At 44.9% G+C, this 15,157-nt stretch carries 16 protein-coding genes and 1 other RNA gene; 9 read left to right on the top strand and 8 right to left on the bottom strand.

Annotation, left to right across the window (positions count from 1 at the left end; genetic code table 11):
• Positions 1–9 precede the first annotated feature (9 nt).
• Positions 10–1,275: a UDP-N-acetylglucosamine 1-carboxyvinyltransferase gene (murA, locus tag ABUE30_RS16940; protein WP_408625021.1), complete on the top strand. Its 1,266-nt coding sequence runs from the start codon at positions 10–12 to the stop codon at positions 1,273–1,275.
• Between the two features lie 48 nt (positions 1,276–1,323).
• On the opposite strand, the gene degS is transcribed toward murA, so the two are convergent.
• The 3 genes from degS to ABUE30_RS16955 all read right to left on the bottom strand — a co-directional run bounded on the left by degS (position 1,324) and on the right by ABUE30_RS16955 (position 4,639).
• Positions 1,324–2,424, bottom strand: a complete 1,101-nt coding sequence (gene degS, locus ABUE30_RS16945) for an outer membrane-stress sensor serine endopeptidase DegS (protein WP_408625022.1) — start codon at positions 2,422–2,424, stop codon at positions 1,324–1,326.
• 121 nt (positions 2,425–2,545) lie between these two features.
• Positions 2,546–3,916, bottom strand: a complete 1,371-nt coding sequence (locus tag ABUE30_RS16950) for a Do family serine endopeptidase (RefSeq protein WP_408625023.1) — start codon at positions 3,914–3,916, stop codon at positions 2,546–2,548.
• A 315-nt stretch (positions 3,917–4,231) separates the two neighbouring features.
• Complete coding sequence (locus ABUE30_RS16955; protein ID WP_408625024.1) at positions 4,232–4,639, bottom strand: YhcB family protein; 408 nt, start codon at positions 4,637–4,639, stop codon at positions 4,232–4,234.
• 473 nt (positions 4,640–5,112) lie between these two features.
• Between ABUE30_RS16955 and zapE the strand changes: the two genes are divergently transcribed.
• The 5 genes from zapE to sspB all read left to right on the top strand — a co-directional run bounded on the left by zapE (position 5,113) and on the right by sspB (position 8,598).
• Entirely contained in the window at positions 5,113–6,207 is a 1,095-nt protein-coding gene (gene zapE, locus ABUE30_RS16960) for a cell division protein ZapE (protein ID WP_408625025.1), read from the top strand.
• A 218-nt stretch (positions 6,208–6,425) separates the two neighbouring features.
• Positions 6,426–6,854: a 50S ribosomal protein L13 gene (rplM, locus tag ABUE30_RS16965; RefSeq protein ID WP_408625026.1), complete on the top strand. Its 429-nt coding sequence runs from the start codon at positions 6,426–6,428 to the stop codon at positions 6,852–6,854.
• Between the two features lie 16 nt (positions 6,855–6,870).
• Positions 6,871–7,263: a 30S ribosomal protein S9 gene (gene rpsI, locus ABUE30_RS16970; protein WP_408625027.1), complete on the top strand. Its 393-nt coding sequence runs from the start codon at positions 6,871–6,873 to the stop codon at positions 7,261–7,263.
• Between the two features lie 242 nt (positions 7,264–7,505).
• The gene (gene sspA, locus ABUE30_RS16975; RefSeq protein WP_408625028.1) at positions 7,506–8,141 is read left to right on the top strand and encodes a stringent starvation protein SspA; all 636 of its coding nucleotides are present in this window, start codon (positions 7,506–7,508) and stop codon (positions 8,139–8,141) included.
• A gap of 10 nt (positions 8,142–8,151) precedes the next feature.
• Positions 8,152–8,598 (top strand): ClpXP protease specificity-enhancing factor, encoded by a 447-nt coding sequence (gene sspB, locus ABUE30_RS16980; protein ID WP_408625052.1) that lies wholly within the window; start codon positions 8,152–8,154, stop codon positions 8,596–8,598.
• A 61-nt stretch (positions 8,599–8,659) separates the two neighbouring features.
• Here the strand turns inward: sspB and dolP are convergent, their stop codons facing one another.
• From dolP to ABUE30_RS17000, 4 genes are read right to left on the bottom strand one after another with little or no spacing between them, the layout of a single operon-like run.
• Entirely contained in the window at positions 8,660–9,250 is a 591-nt protein-coding gene (gene dolP, locus ABUE30_RS16985) for a division/outer membrane stress-associated lipid-binding lipoprotein (RefSeq protein ID WP_408625029.1), read from the bottom strand.
• 24 nt (positions 9,251–9,274) lie between these two features.
• Entirely contained in the window at positions 9,275–9,865 is a 591-nt protein-coding gene (locus ABUE30_RS16990; protein ID WP_408625030.1) for an SIS domain-containing protein, read from the bottom strand.
• A gap of 1 nt (position 9,866) precedes the next feature.
• Positions 9,867–10,265, bottom strand: a complete 399-nt coding sequence (locus tag ABUE30_RS16995; protein ID WP_408625031.1) for a YraN family protein — start codon at positions 10,263–10,265, stop codon at positions 9,867–9,869.
• The gene (locus ABUE30_RS17000; protein ID WP_408625032.1) at positions 10,234–12,075 is read right to left on the bottom strand and encodes a penicillin-binding protein activator; all 1,842 of its coding nucleotides are present in this window, start codon (positions 12,073–12,075) and stop codon (positions 10,234–10,236) included. The genes ABUE30_RS16995 and ABUE30_RS17000 overlap by 32 nt, the downstream gene beginning before the upstream one ends.
• Positions 12,076–12,303: 228 nt before the next feature.
• On the opposite strand from ABUE30_RS17000, the gene rsmI reads away from it, so the two are divergent.
• The 3 genes from rsmI (at position 12,304) to ABUE30_RS17015 (ending at position 14,188) form a co-directional block, all read left to right on the top strand.
• Complete coding sequence (rsmI, locus tag ABUE30_RS17005; RefSeq protein WP_408625033.1) at positions 12,304–13,143, top strand: 16S rRNA (cytidine(1402)-2'-O)-methyltransferase; 840 nt, start codon at positions 12,304–12,306, stop codon at positions 13,141–13,143.
• A gap of 47 nt (positions 13,144–13,190) precedes the next feature.
• An RNA gene (gene rnpB / locus ABUE30_RS17010) (RNase P RNA component class A) lies at positions 13,191–13,565 on the top strand.
• A 491-nt stretch (positions 13,566–14,056) separates the two neighbouring features.
• Positions 14,057–14,188 carry a hypothetical protein gene (locus tag ABUE30_RS17015; protein ID WP_408625034.1) on the top strand — a complete coding sequence of 44 codons (132 nt, stop codon included), beginning with the start codon at positions 14,057–14,059 and terminating at the stop codon, positions 14,186–14,188.
• Here ABUE30_RS17015 and ispB read toward each other — a convergent pair.
• The gene (gene ispB, locus ABUE30_RS17020) at positions 14,185–15,156 is read right to left on the bottom strand and encodes an octaprenyl diphosphate synthase (RefSeq protein WP_408625035.1); all 972 of its coding nucleotides are present in this window, start codon (positions 15,154–15,156) and stop codon (positions 14,185–14,187) included. The genes ABUE30_RS17015 and ispB overlap by 4 nt on opposite strands.
• Position 15,157: the final 1 nt, after the last annotated feature.

A 15,157-nucleotide genomic window follows, 5' to 3' on the forward strand; every position in this document is an offset into this window, starting at 1 on the left:
AGGTATTTAATGGATAAGTTTGTGATTCAAGGGCAATGTCAACTCAATGGCAATGTCACTATATCCGGTGCCAAAAATGCGGCATTACCGATTGTTTTTGCGACGCTACTCAGCGAAAAAACAGTCACGATTACTAATGTTCCTCATTTGAAAGATATCTGTACCAGTTGCGAGATCCTGAAAGTAACTGGTCGCACGCTGCATTACGCTGACAATCAGCTAACCGTCGAAGCGGGTCAAGCCAGTGCATTTGAAGCCCCGTATGATCTGGTAAAAACCATGCGCGCTTCAATTTTAGCATTAGGGCCTCTTTTAGCCCGCTATAGTCAAGCCCGGGTGTCACTTCCAGGAGGGTGTGCGATTGGTGCTCGTCCGGTCGATCTGCACATCCACGGTCTGCAGCAGATGGGCGCTGAAATAAAGGTAGAAGATGGTTATATTAATGCGCATGTGAATGGTCGCCTAAAAGGGGCCCACATCCTGATGGATATTGTCAGTGTTACGGGGACCGAAAATTTGATGATGGCCGCCGTGTTAGCCGAAGGGCAAACTGTCATCGAAAATGCAGCGCGGGAACCAGAAGTTGTTGATCTTGCTAACTTCTTAATTACGTTAGGCGCACAAATCCAAGGTGTTGGCACTGATACGTTAATAATTAGTGGTGTCGATGAGCTTCACGGTGGGCAGTATCAAGTACTCCCCGATCGAATTGAAACAGGGACATTTTTGGTGGCGGCTGCCGTTACGGGTGGATATGTCCGTTGTTTGGGCGCTGACCCCTCTTGTTTAGAAGCGGTTATATTAAAATTGCGTGAAGCTGGGGCACAAGTTACCACTGGTGATGATTGGGTTGAGCTGGATATGCGCGGACGTAAGCTTAAAGCTGTGAATATCAAAACGGCGCCTCATCCAGCATTTCCAACCGATATGCAAGCGCAGTTTACACTGCTAAATGTCGTTGGTCAGGGATGTGGACGGGTCACCGAGACGATTTTCGAAAATCGATTTATGCATGTGCCAGAGCTGATTCGAATGGGGGCGGAGATCACCCTTGAAGGAAATACGGCTATTTGTCATCCATGTGGACGTTTAACGGGCGCTGCGGTTATGGCGACTGATCTGCGCGCCTCAGCTAGTCTAGTGATTGCTGGGTTGGTCGCGGAACATGAAACAATCGTTGAGCGAATTTATCATATCGACCGAGGGTATGAACAAATTGAGCGCAAACTCAGGGCGCTTGGCGCAACCATTGAGCGTGTTAGTGAATCAAGCTAATACATTATAAAGAAATAAAAAACCGCCAAATGGCGGTTTTTTATTGGCTCAGTGAGCTACAGGTGGGTGAGCAATTTTTAGCTCCACTACGTCTACTTTCAGCTGCTTTGGCTGACCATCTCGAATAATCGAGAGTGTCATCACACTACCAGGGCGACGCTCGGCCACGTAATCCATAGCATTTTTGACTGAATCGACCTTTTTACTATTCATTTTAACAATAATATCATGGGCCTTTAAGCCTGCTTTGCCCGCGGGCCCATTTGGATCAACTTTTTCAACATATAGTCCCTGATGACCGCTGAAATGAGCTTGTGTAAGTAACTGAGTATTAACATGATCGACATCGATAGCATCAACACCGACATAACCGCGCACGACTTTGCCATAACGGATTAAGCTAGCCATGATACGTTTGGCTAATGGGTAGGGAATAGCAAAACTGATCCCATAGGTTTCACTATTTTGTCCTAAATGATAAGCCGCAGTGTTAATCCCCACTAATTGGCCAAGAGTATTGACCAGCGCCCCACCAGAGTTGCCTTTATTAATCGCTGCATCTGTTTGTAAAAAGTCTTGACGCCCTGTGGCACTCATCCCACTGCGACCGGTGGCAGATATAATGCCTTGCGTTACGGTCTGTCCAACGTTATAGGGATTACCGATAGCAAGCACTACATCGCCTACTTGGATGTGTGGATCCGATGAAAGAGGGATCACGGGTAGCGGTGTTGAACCTGCATCAATTTTCAAGACCGCCAAATCGGTAATGGCATCACTGCCGACAAGTTCAGCAATAAATACTCGGCCATCTTGCAGAGCAACAATAATCTGATCGGCATCCGCGATGACATGCATGTTGGTAAGAATATAGCCTTGTTTATTCATAATCACCCCAGAGCCAAGACCTTCGCTGGTAATGGTCGGTTTTTTATGGCTAAGGTGACTATCACTGTAGCTGCGGGTGTAGATATTGACTACCGCTGGGGCTGCGCGGCGAGCCGCGTTGGCGAAACTCAGTGGTTTTTCTACCGATGACTGCGGCCAATGCAATAATGAGTTATTTTGCTTGAGGATCGGAAACACTAATAAAAAGACAACGGCCATGGTTAATCCCAAAGCAATTGATTTAAGCAGGTATTTCAGCATAGCAGACAGACCCTTACAGCATAGTTAATATATGAATAGCTTAGCATGGAGGGATTTAAGCTGGCTATGTAGGTGTTAATAAAAGGGCCACAGACGTGACCCTAGTAGGTATTTTCGAGGTTTAATTAAAGACTAAATAGAGCTCTGTGTCGCCTCGTTTAATATTAAGTGCTAGGACATCCGGTTTATGGCTGAGCACTTTGCGCAGCTCACTCAAATTATGCACTCTGACTTTATTGACCCCAATGATCACATCGCCTTTTTTCATTCCACTAGCAGCTGCTAGGCTGTTAGGCTCAACAGTTGTCACTTCAACACCTTTCATTGGTGCATTGCTGGCCGTATTATTAAAGGTTGCACCTTGCAGCGCTTTGCTGATGCTGTCTGCCGCAATTTTTTGTTCGGTCGGACGTTGTAATACAGCGGTAACTTGTTGTTTTTTACCATCGCGTACAAGGCCAAGTTTTATTGTGGTTCCAGCGCCTTCGGTAGCAATGCGGGCACGCAATTCAGAGAAGTTATCAACTGCTTTACCATTAATAGAAATAATAATATCGCCTGGTTTTAAACCTGCTTTTGCCGCCGCTGATTTAGGCATCACCTGATTGATAAACGCGCCATGTTGGATCTCACTGCCAAACGCTTTGGCTAAATCAGGTGTGAGGTTGCCTCCTGTTACACCTAGCATACCACGACGAACTTCGCCATATTTAAGCAGTTGGTGAACGATGTTTTCTACCATATCTGATGGGATGGCAAAGCCAATCCCAATGTTTCCACCACCAGGCGCTAAGATAGCCGTATTGATCCCAATAAGTTGCCCTTTTAAGTTCACCAGCGCGCCGCCTGAGTTGCCCTTATTGATGGCTGCATCAGTTTGAATAAAGTTCTCATAGCCTTCGATATTCAAACCACTACGCCCTAGGGCACTGATGATCCCTGATGTAACGGTTTGGCCTAAGCCAAATGGGTTGCCAACAGCAAGCGCAAAATCACCTACTTTTAGGTCGTCGGAATTAGCAATGCTGATTTGTTGCAGGTTTTTTGCATTGATTTGCAATAATGCAATATCGGACATCGGATCGGTTCCGATGACTTTCGCTTTATACTGGTTGCCATTTTGCAACGTTACTTCAATCTTATCGGCATTCTTAATAACATGATTGTTTGTAACGATATACCCTTTTTGGGAATTAATAATAACCCCTGAGCCTAGCCCTTCAAATGGTGTTTTTTGCGGGCCTTGTTGCATCTGTGGTTGTTGCCCAAAAAAGAATTGAAATAGTTCTGGAGCTTGTGCGTTAGTCATCATTTCGCCAGCAACGGAAATACTGACGACAGCGTTTGAAACTTTAGAAACAATAGGTGCCAAACTTGGCATTTGCTGGCCTTCCACCGCTTTGGGTAGTTCCGCAAATGCTGCAGGGCTAGTCGATAATCCCAATGTTAGAGCTAAGGCAATTGGGGCAAGGCCCATAGTCAACTTCTTCATATTAAGAGCGCTCCTCTTTGAATAAACCACTTAATTATTGGGGCATACTATTTTCTTTACACAGCGTTTTGACCGAGCGAACAGTTATTGGTTCCCGACCAAGACACAATATTGACTGGATAGTCTCTTACATAGTCATATTGCAGATACCCATGATGTGGGTCATTTAATCATCGTGTGATGACTTGCTGCGATAGATTATCCTACCTTAATCAGCGAGATAGAGGTGAAGATTTACATAAAATGACTTAACTATACAACTTCCCTGTCTCAATCAGAATGCAATATCATCACTGTTTATTCATGATATGGGATTTAAATCGGATCGCTTTTTAAGATACCTGAACGCTCGTTGGTATAGTCCTTAGGGGGTTGGTCCTCTAGCTCGGATGATTCGCTTTCATCTTGAGTTTTGGGTGACATCGGGAGTTTATCGGGGTCAAATAGAGGCTGATCAACTGATGCGACCATTAATGTGGCGGATTGCTCGGCCATATGCCGATAAATTTTTTGATATTGGAGGGCTAATTCTTCAAGTAACTGGGCACTGCTGTTAAAGTGTTCGTTAACTTGCTTTTGATAGGCGTCCAGTTCAGCCTGGGTTTGCTCAAGCTTGCGTTGTAGCTCAGCGGATGATTTTTGGTTTTTGGTCAATAGTCGTGTAAGAATGACACCCAAAATTAAGCCTACAGCAACGAGTATTAAGCTATTCAGTACATTCATAAAATCACCCTTCTATTGATATTAACAAATTTTCAATGCATTAGCTTATGAGCCAATGCACCGATGACTCACTTGCCTTAACAAGTACTATATAACATGGACTGATGTGTGTCTTGCAGAGCTATCACACATATTAAAACTACCTGACAATATTTAAACGCTGATAGCGTGGTAGGGTTGGCTTTATTTGATCATGCTAGGCCTATTAGTGTCACCATAATGATGGTGCAGTGACACGGCTCTAGAGTGCTTTAAATAGGGGTGTCACGATCGGCTATTTAAATGAATGTTATAAATTAGTAACCAAAGCAGCTAACGCTGCTGGCACGGTAGAGAAATCATTTCGAACTTTTAAATGTTTCTTAATGAGTCATGAATAAGTTGTCATAGCGTGGCTTATCGCCTAGTATGCGCAGGGTCGCCGTGCCAAACGGCAGGTCTTTATCGGTCAGTAAAAAGAGTATATTAACGTCATGACTCCCCAGCAGCGCTACCTAAATGATCAACAACTTGGTCACATTCTTCCTGACGCTTCTCAGCAACGAGTGGTTGAGGAGTTAGAACGTATTTATCGTGCGTTTGACACGCAAGTGAAAATTAATCCTGCAAAGCGTAAACGGCTATGGTCGTTTGTTAAAACTGAGCCCAAAATTCCGATTCAAGGGCTGTATATGTGGGGGGGCGTTGGACGAGGGAAGACCTATTTGATGGATCTTTTAGTCGACTGTCTTCCACAAAAGCAGGTCATGCGCCAACATTTTTACCATTTTATGCAACATATTCATCATCAACTTACCGAGCTCCAAGGTGAAGTTAATCCTCTGTCAAAGATTGCCAAACAGATTGCAGAGCATATTCGATTGATCTGCTTTGATGAGTTTTTTGTCACCGACATTACTGATGCGATGTTGTTAGGAACATTATTTGAGGCTTTGTTTGCCGAAGGTGTTGGACTAGTTGCAACATCTAATATTCAGCCCAATGAGTTGTACCGTAATGGCTTGCAGCGGAGTCGATTTTTACCAGCCATTGCATTAATTGAGCAACACTGTCAGGTGATTAATGTAGATGGCCAAACTGACTATCGATTACGCAAGCTTACACCGGCAGACTGTTACCATTGGCCGCTTAATGGTGACACTATGCAAATGCTTGAGCAGACCTTTGTTGACTTAGCTCGCTCTCACCCCCAAGCGGGGCACCTGAGTATTTGTAATCGCTCTGTTGCTTATTTGGGGTGTCATGATGGGGTATTATTTGCGTCCTTTGCCGCTCTTTGCCAGAGTGCTCGTTCAAGTCAAGACTATATTGAAATCGCACATCGTTTCCATACGGTGATCATCTCTGATGTTCCCTTGCTGACTGATGCTGATAACGATTCGGCTCGGCGGCTGATCACTCTAGTTGATGAATTCTACGAGCGCCATGTGGTCTTGGTGCTCAATTGTGCCTGTGAGCCGCAGCGGATCTATCAAGGCCAACGTCTAGCTTTTGAATTTGAACGAAGCTACTCACGGCTCCATGAGATGCAATCACAAGAGTATTTAGAGCTTATGCATTTAAGTTAAAGGGATTTTGGGCGAGTCATGTAATCCGGTGAAAATTTCTGCAAATTAGTGGTGATTTTTATGCCTTCTTTGCATATAATGTGTCGGCCCACGTTACCAGCTGCCAATAAGGTAGCGTAATTTTTTTAGCAGCCATACTCGAAGGGGTAAAGGTTTGCTTTTTTATGCTTGTTAATAAACAAGCGGTCTTGTAACAGTTTTTTGGGTTATAAATACAAATGAAAACTTTTGTAGCAAAACCAGAATCAATCAAACGTGAATGGTTCGTTGTTGACGCGGAAGGTAAAACTTTAGGTCGTCTCGCCACTGAAATCGCGACGCGTCTGCGCGGTAAACATAAACCAGAATATACACCTCATGTTGATACTGGTGATTATATTATCGTGATTAATGCAGAGAAAGTAGCCGTGACTGGTAACAAAGTGAAAGATAAAATTTATCATTCACATACTGGTTATCCTGGTGGTCTTAAATCAATCACGTTTGAAAAACTGATTGAAAAAGCACCTGAACGTGTTATCCAATCTGCAGTGAAAGGTATGTTGCCTAAAGGTCCTCTAGGCCGTGCAATGTTCCGTAAACTGAAAGTATTCGCCGGCGCTGAGCATACACATACCGCTCAGCAACCACAGGTTTTAGACATTTAAGTTACGGAATAAGAAAATGGCTGAGAATCAATACTACGGCACAGGCCGTCGCAAAAGCTCAACTGCACGTGTATTCCTCAAAGCAGGAAGCGGCAGCATTACAATTAACAAACGTTCACTGGAAACTTATTTCGGTCGTGAAACAGCATGTATGGTTGTTCGTCAACCACTTGAGCTGACTGAACTACTGGAAAAAGTTGATCTGAACATCACTGTTGCAGGTGGTGGTATTTCAGGTCAAGCTGGTGCGATTCGTCATGGTATTACTCGTGCGCTAATGCAGTACGATGAAAGCCTGCGTGGCGAACTGCGTAAAGCTGGTTATGTTACCCGTGATGCACGTAAAGTGGAACGTAAAAAAGTCGGTCTTCACAAAGCTCGTAAACGTCCACAATTCTCAAAACGTTAATCTGTATTTTTACAGTTGTTTTGATAAGCAAAGCCCGGTGGTTACCGGGCTTTACTTTTTTCAAACATCGGTAAAATAATATGCATGCTGGTCGGCGTTAAATTTGCCCCAAACTGCATTAAATTTGATACAATTATACGTTGACATTGACTCGTTGATCCTACCTGATAGAGGCTTTTAGCTTTTGTTGGTGGCTTCTACGGTTCTATTAAATTCGTTAAATGAAGGTTTTGGAGGGTTCAATGGCTGTAGCTGCCAATAAACGCTCAGTGATGACACTGTTTTCCGGTGCCAATGATCTGTATAGCCATCAGGTTCGTATTGTCCTGGCCGAGAAGGGTGTAAGCGTCGAAATCCATCAGGTTTCTCCTGATGCGCTTCCAGAAGATTTGATTGAGCTGAACCCTTATAATAGCGTTCCGACATTAGTGGATCGTGAATTAGTGCTCTATCAAGCTCAGATCATCATGGAGTATCTGGATGAGCGCTTTCCCCATCCGCCACTGATGCCTGTTTATCCTGTTTCTCGTGGTTCCAGTCGTTTGATGATGTATCGCATTGAAAATGATTGGTATTCCCTGGCCAAGCAAATCTTGGCTAATGGTAAGGCTGATGAAGCACGTCAGCAGCTTAAAGAAAGCTTGCTGGCATTAGGACCAGTATTTGCTGAATATGATTACTTTATGAGTGAAGAATTTACCCTTGTTGATTGCTATATGGCACCGTTATTATGGCGTTTACCTGAGCTGGGTATTGAATTAACTGGCACGGGTGCTAAGTCAATCAAAGCGTATATGTTACGCGTGTTTGAGAGAGACTCGTTCCAAGCTTCACTGACAGAAGAGGAAAGAGAGCTTCGTACAGGTCCATTGAACTGATATGAAAGAGATGACCCCCAATCGCCCCTATTTACTAAAAGCCTTTTTCGATTGGCTGTTAGATAATCAACTCACCCCTCATTTGGTTGTTGATGCAACCTATATCGGTGTTGAGGTCCCACAGCAATTTGTTCAAAATGGTCAAATTGTGTTGAATGTTGCACCGGGTGCAGTCGGTCAGTTTAGTATGGGAACGGATGAAGTTAGCTTTAATGCTCGCTTTGGTGGTGTGCCATTTCAAGTTTATATCCCAATGGGCGCTGTTTTAGCTATTTATGCGCGTGAAAATGGTGCTGGTACTATGTTTGAGCCAGAACCCTACTATGATGCAATTGACGATGAGTTGACCGTACTGCGCTCTATCGATGGACCCAGTGGCTCATCAGATGATGATCCAGATCCCGAGCCCCCATCGCCATCAACTAAAGGGAAGCCATCACTTCGCGTGATTAAGTAACCAGTAAAAAAAAGCCCGCAATTCTTGCGGGCTTTTTTATATGCGCTGATTGTTCAATGAACTAGGATTGTGCTTGTGTGTCTGGGATGATTTTAAAAAATTCTATAACGCGGCTGACACCGTCAACGTTGCGAGCGATCTCAATGGCGTTTTTAGATTCTTTACTTGTTACCAGTCCAATTAAAAAGACTTCACTATTTTCTGTAATGACTTTTATTTTCCCTGGTAAAATATGTTTATCAGCATAGATCTCGGTTTTGATCTCTGTGGTGATCCATGTATCACGAGCCCGTGTTGATAATGAAACAGGTTGCCCTAATCGGACCTCATTCAGAACTTTTTTCACTCCATTGACGTTTTTAACTATATCCGTCACTTCTTGGCGCATCTCTGGAGTCGGTGTTTGGCCGATCACCAAAACTTGTCCCTCCTGAACCACTGCTGATAAGTTGCTGGCTTCCCATAATTTTTTATTTAGGCCTAAAGCATGTGTGACACGAATATCTAATGTCTGATCATCGATCTGATTTCCTAACGAGCGATTATCCGTCGCTGTGTCTGCGGTTACCCCCGCCCCAGCAGCGATAATGCCTACTGCGCATCCTTGCAAAAATAACGTCGCTGCTAAAGCAACTGGAAGCATTTTATGCATAGTTGAACACCTTTGTGATTATCTTCAGCTATCTTGACGAGGAAATAGCAGATGGTCAACTAAATCACAGAGACTATTCAAGGTCAGGTGATGCACCTCGAAGATCCGGATACTTTGATCGGACGGTACTCGGATCTCAACATCTTGTTGGCTCAATAATCCTGCCATTTCCCCCCCATCTTTGCCAGTTAGGGCAATAATTGTCATGTCACGATTAACGGCAGCCTCTAATGCTTTGGTTAAATTACGGGCGTTACCATTGTCGGATATAGCCACTAATACATCACCTGCTTGACCGAGTGCTCGGATCTGCTTGGCATAGATGTTATCCACAGCACCATCATCAGCAATGGCACTGAGCAGCGGTAAATCGGATGATAGTGATAATGCTGGAAGGCTTGGACGCTCAGCTTCAAAACGGTTGACCAACTGACAGGTGAGCAAATGCGCTAAACTGGCAGCAATTCCATTACCACAAGTGAGAATTTTATTACCATTGAGTAAGCTGTGGGCGATGATCGTCGCACCCTTTTCAATACTGTCTGGCAATGCTTCTGCAGCGGCAATTTTAGTTTGAATACTTTCTCGAAAAATCTCTTTAATACGCTCTTGCATACTACTCCCCAAATGCGTTTTGAATCCAACGGATTTGGTCCGGTTGTTGTTCAAATGCTATGATATCAAATCGCATCTGTGTACGGGCAGAATTGATCCCCTGTTGTTGAAGATAAGTATAGGCGGCATGGCGCAAATGGCGTTGTTTAGTGGGGGTAACACTGGCCAAGGCCCCACCAAATTGGCTATTTTTGCGCATACGGACTTCAACGAAAACTAACACTTTGCCGTGACGAGCGATAATATCTAATTCACCGCCGCGACAAGTGTAATTACGAGTAATAATTTTTAAGCCCTGCTTTTTTAAGTAGTTACAAGCGCGCTGTTCTGCTTGCATGCCTTGCTCATAGGCACTCGGTGATGCTGTGTCATTGTTGGTAAATAGATTCCAAATGGCCATCGTTATATTGACTCCAAATCAGTTGTCGATGGATTTGACCGTCCTTAGTGACACTTAATACTCCCGTGAGCCCTTGTAGTCGGTAATCTTTAAACCCGCGCATTTGGGCCAAATGCGGCAAAATCTGATAGGCATCATACCCCATTGCATACAAACTTTTATCGGTATCACTGGCTTGAGGCCAAATTTGTGCAAATCGCTTGGCATTATCACTCTGATGGTCCAGCAACCAGGGCATTTCGCTAACAATCATACCATTGAGCTCATTATTGTTAACGCCTTCTTGGTGGCTACGAGAACTACCAAAAAGCTGCAATGAGGGAGCAAATGGACTGATCGTGACGCTAATGAACGGTACGATCAACTTCGTATCGATGTTGTCAGCGACGATGTATACGCTGTTACTATCGCGCCTAGAACGGACTTCTGCTTTGATATCATGACCCAGTAAACGTCGTATTTGTTGGATCCGTTGGCTGCTTTGATCGGTGAGTAACATTCGTTTTACTGCTTGCTGCAAATCATCACGACCGTGATAGATAGTGATATCCGGTTGATCATCATGATTGCTTTGCCAAACCTGGCTAAAGCGCATGGCCATGCGTTTACCGATATCTGTATCAGGGACTAGTAATAGAGGATGTTTTTCACCGATATTCGTCATCTGCTGGGCTGCTTGAGCCGCTTCTGTGCCTGGGTCGAGAGAAAAACTATAGCTATTGCTAGCTAACTGAGTGGGTGGGGTGACATTGTCTGTTTCGAAATCATTGAGCGCGAGCCAAGGTAGCGCTAAATTCTGTTGTGCGTAAGCGCTCACATTTGATTTTAATAGCGGGCCAATCACAAAATCGCTCTTTAACTGTTTGATCTGGGCGATAATAGCCATCATGGATTGACTATTGGTATCAATGAAATTCAATTGCACCGCACCGCGGTCTTGTTGGCTTGCATCGCTATAAGCCGCGAGTATGCCATCGCGAATATGTTGACCACTTTCGGCAAAATGGCCCGAAAGTGGTAATAAAATGGCAATTCGTTTAGGTTGAAAGACGGGGCTTTGCAGTGCCTTACTTAGCTGCCCTTGAATAAAATGGATCGCTGGATGATTGGGATAACTTTGTTTCCACTGATTGAGATTATCCAGTAATTGTTGTGGACTAGAGACCGGTTCGTTACTGATGGCAATAAGTTCGAGATAGCCATTTAAAGTCTCATTGCCAGGTTGCTCATAGCTTCGTAGCGTAAGACTATTTAACGGTTTTAATAATTGCCATATTTGATGGCGATTTTGTGCCAGGGCTGCGTTTTTATCTTGTAAATAGGGTTCTAAATCGATCAGTGCAGTAGCTGCGTTAATCGGTTGATGGGCCGTTTGGTATAATTGTGCTAACTGTTGATAGTCATGTCGCCAATAATCATCAGGTAACTGCCACTGGTGGTCAAACTGCAATAGCGTGATGGCTTGCTCAGGATGTTGATTGAGCAGTGCAGCAGCGGCGCTCACGAGTTGCCAACCCGCCTGTTGACGTTTTGACCCCACAGTTGAGTGAAGCTGTTGTAATAGTTGCTGAGCGGCGCCTAGCTTGTTTTGCTGCAGATAGGCCTTCGCTGCGAGCAACTGCCAGTCAAAAACAGCACTACCTTGAGCGTGTTGGGCCCGAGAGAGATAATCACTTGGCGCGAGCGTCATGACACCAGTGATCGTTGGTGGACTAACAGGTTGCGGTGAAACACCATTTGAACTGCAGCCAGTCAATACGACTATCGTGAGCATGCAGAGCAATAAACGCCAAGACAACAAAATTTTCATCAACAAAGACCTGTTTTGGATGGAATATATCTAACTCTAGAAGACATCTTAAAAGGCTCGTGCTAAATAATCCAGCCACTCTAGTGTATTGCGCCTTGGTCACACTGAAATAGTGTTGCGTTCATGGACATTGATCCTAAGTGTCAGGCTCGTATAAGGCTAGAATCATTGTGCTTAGGGATGCATTTCATTACAGTTGGCACATCTTGATTTAGGAGCAAACTGATTATGACCTCATGCGGCACTTTGTATATTGTTGCCACCCCGATTGGTAATTTGGCAGATATGACTCACCGAGCCATTACCATCTTAAATAATGTTGCACTGATCTGCGCTGAAGACACCCGCAATACGGGGCGTTTATTAAAATACTATGAAGTTACCACGCCATGCGTAGCATTTCATGATCATAATGAGCAGCAAAAAACGGCGTTAATGGTTGAAAAGCTACAATCGGGGAGCGATCTTGCCTTAGTCTCTGATGCAGGAACGCCGCTAATTAATGATCCGGGCTATCGATTGGTTAATCTGTGTCGCAAAGAAGGTGTTAATGTCGTGCCCGTCCCTGGTGCGTGTGCGGCGATTACTGCGCTTTGTGCAGCAGGGCTTGCGACCGACCGATTTCACTATGAGGGCTTTTTTCCACCTAAAACTAGTGCACGGCAACAGCTATTGCAATCACTTAAAGAAGAATCGGCAACGTTAGTTTTTTATGAATCGCCGCATCGTATCCTTGATACCTTGGCTGATATTGTCACGGTAATGGGTCCTGATCGGCCATTGGTTTTGGCCCGCGAGCTGACCAAAACGTTTGAAACCTTTGCCAGCAAATCAGCCAGTGAGATGCTTCAATGGGTTGGCGATGATCATAATCAACAAAAAGGGGAGATGGTACTGATGATCGCCGGTTATCAGCGTGATCCCGATGCGGTTAGCCATGAAGTCGTGCAAACCTTGACCTTATTAAGCCAAGAGTTACCGCTGAAAAAGGCGGCAGCTTTAGCTGCACAAATTCATGGGAATAAGAAAAATACCCTGTATAAATTGGGCTTATCTCTTGGGCTTTAAGATAACTCTGCTTGACTCGGCGTCGCCCTTCACCTATGCTGCGCCGCGGAGTTGGCCAGACAATCGCTGCTTTGTCGTTGTGTGCTTAATTGGACAGACGGGCAAAGGAGAGGAAAGTCCGGGCTCCATAGGGCAGGGTGCCAGGTAACGCCTGGGGAGCGCAAGCTCACGACTAGTGCAACAGAGAGTAAACCGCCGATGGCCTTCGGGCACAGGTAAGGGTGAAAGGGTGCGGTAAGAGCGCACCGCGTGGCAGGTAACTGTTCACGGCACGGTAAACTCCACCCGGAGCAAGGCCAAATAGGCCCCCGTACGGCGCGGCCCGCGTTGGGGGCGGGTAGGCTGCTGGAGCCATTGGGTGACTGATGGCCTAGAGGAATGGTTGTCCACGACAGAACCCGGCTTATCGGCCAACTCCACCTTTTTCAAGCTAGTTTTATATTGGCTATCAAGATTGAACTCGAACCCGTTTGAATGCTCATATCGGGTGGATCAATGTCGAATTCACAGAGATGCTTAAGACATGGTCTGAATTATGCCTATATATGAATAGATCTGCACCTGCCGCCCAACTTATCAGTCCTGCACAAGCATACCCCTCATTCTTTTTATAAAATGTCTGTTGATGCTATCCGAAGTATTTTGAGCATTTTTGAGTCATTATGAGCGCTTGTACACAGGTTTTTGTTTCGGCGATTCACCCCTTTGGCTAAACACATTATCTGCCAACATCCTGATTTTATTGCTATGAGAATCGCTTCCAGCGCAATCTACACCGCGTACGTACTCATCTTTGCTGCGTCGATCGTTTATTTGCTGGTAAGTTTTTTTGATTAACCGTCACTGATGTGTCAATGCAGCGCTACTCGTTATCACGTAAGAACTGCTTGCTGCGCGACTTGACAGGAGGGTGATGACGATAATCACGGGTGACATCCGACTAGGTTTAAGTCACGAAAAGCTTAATGTGGAAGAAAACAGTTATGTTAAAAACCAACAGCAAGGCATTCATGCTGCTGGTTTTTTCCAAAAAAACGTTCGTTAGTTGCTTCGTGCTGCGGCAATGTGTGCTAAGCCAATTAGTGCTTCTTTATGCGGACTGTCAGCAAGTTCATCGAGTGCCTTAATCGCTTTATCTGCCTCCGCCATTGCGGCTCGGCGGCTATAATCTAAAGCGCCAGTGTCGCGCATCGCACTCAATACCTGCGTTAGATCGCCTTGACCATCGCCTTGCTCAATGGCTTGACGGATCATCTGTCGCTGTGCTGGCGTCCCATGACGCATTGCGTACAATAATGGCAGCGTCGCTTTGCCTTCAGCTAAATCATCGCCAACATTTTTGCCCGTTTGATTGCTATCGGCGTCATAATCGAGGATATCATCCATAATTTGAAAAGCTGTGCCTAGATATTTCCCATAGTTGGCAAATGCTTGTTCAATATGCGCTTCTTGTTTGGCTATAACGGCCCCAAGGCGAGTCGCAGCTTCAAATAACTTGGCGGTTTTGCTGTAGATCACGCTAAAATAGTCAGCTTCGGTAATATCTGGATTATTGCAGTTCATCAGTTGCTGCACTTCGCCTTCAGCGATGACATTGGTGGCTTCTGCAAGGATGTCCATGATCCGTAAGCTACCCAGTTCAGTCATTAACTGAAATGCACGGGTATAGAGAAAATCACCCACTAATACACTCGCTGCATTTCCAAAGCGCTCATTCGCGGTATCTTGTCCGCGGCGCTGTTCCGATTCATCAACAACATCATCGTGCAACAAGGTTGAAGTGTGGATAAATTCAATAATCGCGGCCATTTTAATATGGTCTTGGCCTTGATATCCTAAAGCGCGACTGGCTAACACCGCCAACAGTGGCCGCATCCGTTTGCCTCCGCTATTCACGATATAAACAGCGATCTGATTGATTAAAGCAACGTCGGAGTTTAATTCGCGATAGATAAGTGCGTTAACGGCGCTCATATCCGCTTTGGACAAGGCGCTAATGGCTTGAAGATCCATA

Source organism: Celerinatantimonas yamalensis (genome assembly GCF_046054155.1).
GTDB lineage: Bacteria > Pseudomonadota > Gammaproteobacteria > Enterobacterales > Celerinatantimonadaceae > Celerinatantimonas > Celerinatantimonas yamalensis.

Bases quoted from the DNA above. Each gene is read 5' to 3' on its own strand.
- murA (WP_408625021.1), top strand. From the start codon at position 10: ATGGATAAGTTTGTGATTCAAGGGCAATGTCAACTCAATGGCAATGTC.
- degS (WP_408625022.1), bottom strand. From the start codon at position 2,424: ATGCTGAAATACCTGCTTAAATCAATTGCTTTGGGATTAACCATGGCC.
- ABUE30_RS16950 (WP_408625023.1), bottom strand. From the start codon at position 3,916: ATGAAGAAGTTGACTATGGGCCTTGCCCCAATTGCCTTAGCTCTAACA.
- ABUE30_RS16955 (WP_408625024.1), bottom strand. From the start codon at position 4,639: ATGAATGTACTGAATAGCTTAATACTCGTTGCTGTAGGCTTAATTTTG.
- zapE (WP_408625025.1), top strand. From the start codon at position 5,113: ATGACTCCCCAGCAGCGCTACCTAAATGATCAACAACTTGGTCACATT.
- rplM (WP_408625026.1), top strand. From the start codon at position 6,426: ATGAAAACTTTTGTAGCAAAACCAGAATCAATCAAACGTGAATGGTTC.
- rpsI (WP_408625027.1), top strand. From the start codon at position 6,871: ATGGCTGAGAATCAATACTACGGCACAGGCCGTCGCAAAAGCTCAACT.
- sspA (WP_408625028.1), top strand. From the start codon at position 7,506: ATGGCTGTAGCTGCCAATAAACGCTCAGTGATGACACTGTTTTCCGGT.
- sspB (WP_408625052.1), top strand. From the start codon at position 8,152: ATGACCCCCAATCGCCCCTATTTACTAAAAGCCTTTTTCGATTGGCTG.
- dolP (WP_408625029.1), bottom strand. From the start codon at position 9,250: ATGCATAAAATGCTTCCAGTTGCTTTAGCAGCGACGTTATTTTTGCAA.
- ABUE30_RS16990 (WP_408625030.1), bottom strand. From the start codon at position 9,865: ATGCAAGAGCGTATTAAAGAGATTTTTCGAGAAAGTATTCAAACTAAA.
- ABUE30_RS16995 (WP_408625031.1), bottom strand. From the start codon at position 10,265: ATGGCCATTTGGAATCTATTTACCAACAATGACACAGCATCACCGAGT.
- ABUE30_RS17000 (WP_408625032.1), bottom strand. From the start codon at position 12,075: ATGAAAATTTTGTTGTCTTGGCGTTTATTGCTCTGCATGCTCACGATA.
- rsmI (WP_408625033.1), top strand. From the start codon at position 12,304: ATGACCTCATGCGGCACTTTGTATATTGTTGCCACCCCGATTGGTAAT.
- ABUE30_RS17015 (WP_408625034.1), top strand. From the start codon at position 14,057: ATGACGATAATCACGGGTGACATCCGACTAGGTTTAAGTCACGAAAAG.
- ispB (WP_408625035.1), bottom strand. From the start codon at position 15,156: ATGGATCTTCAAGCCATTAGCGCCTTGTCCAAAGCGGATATGAGCGCC.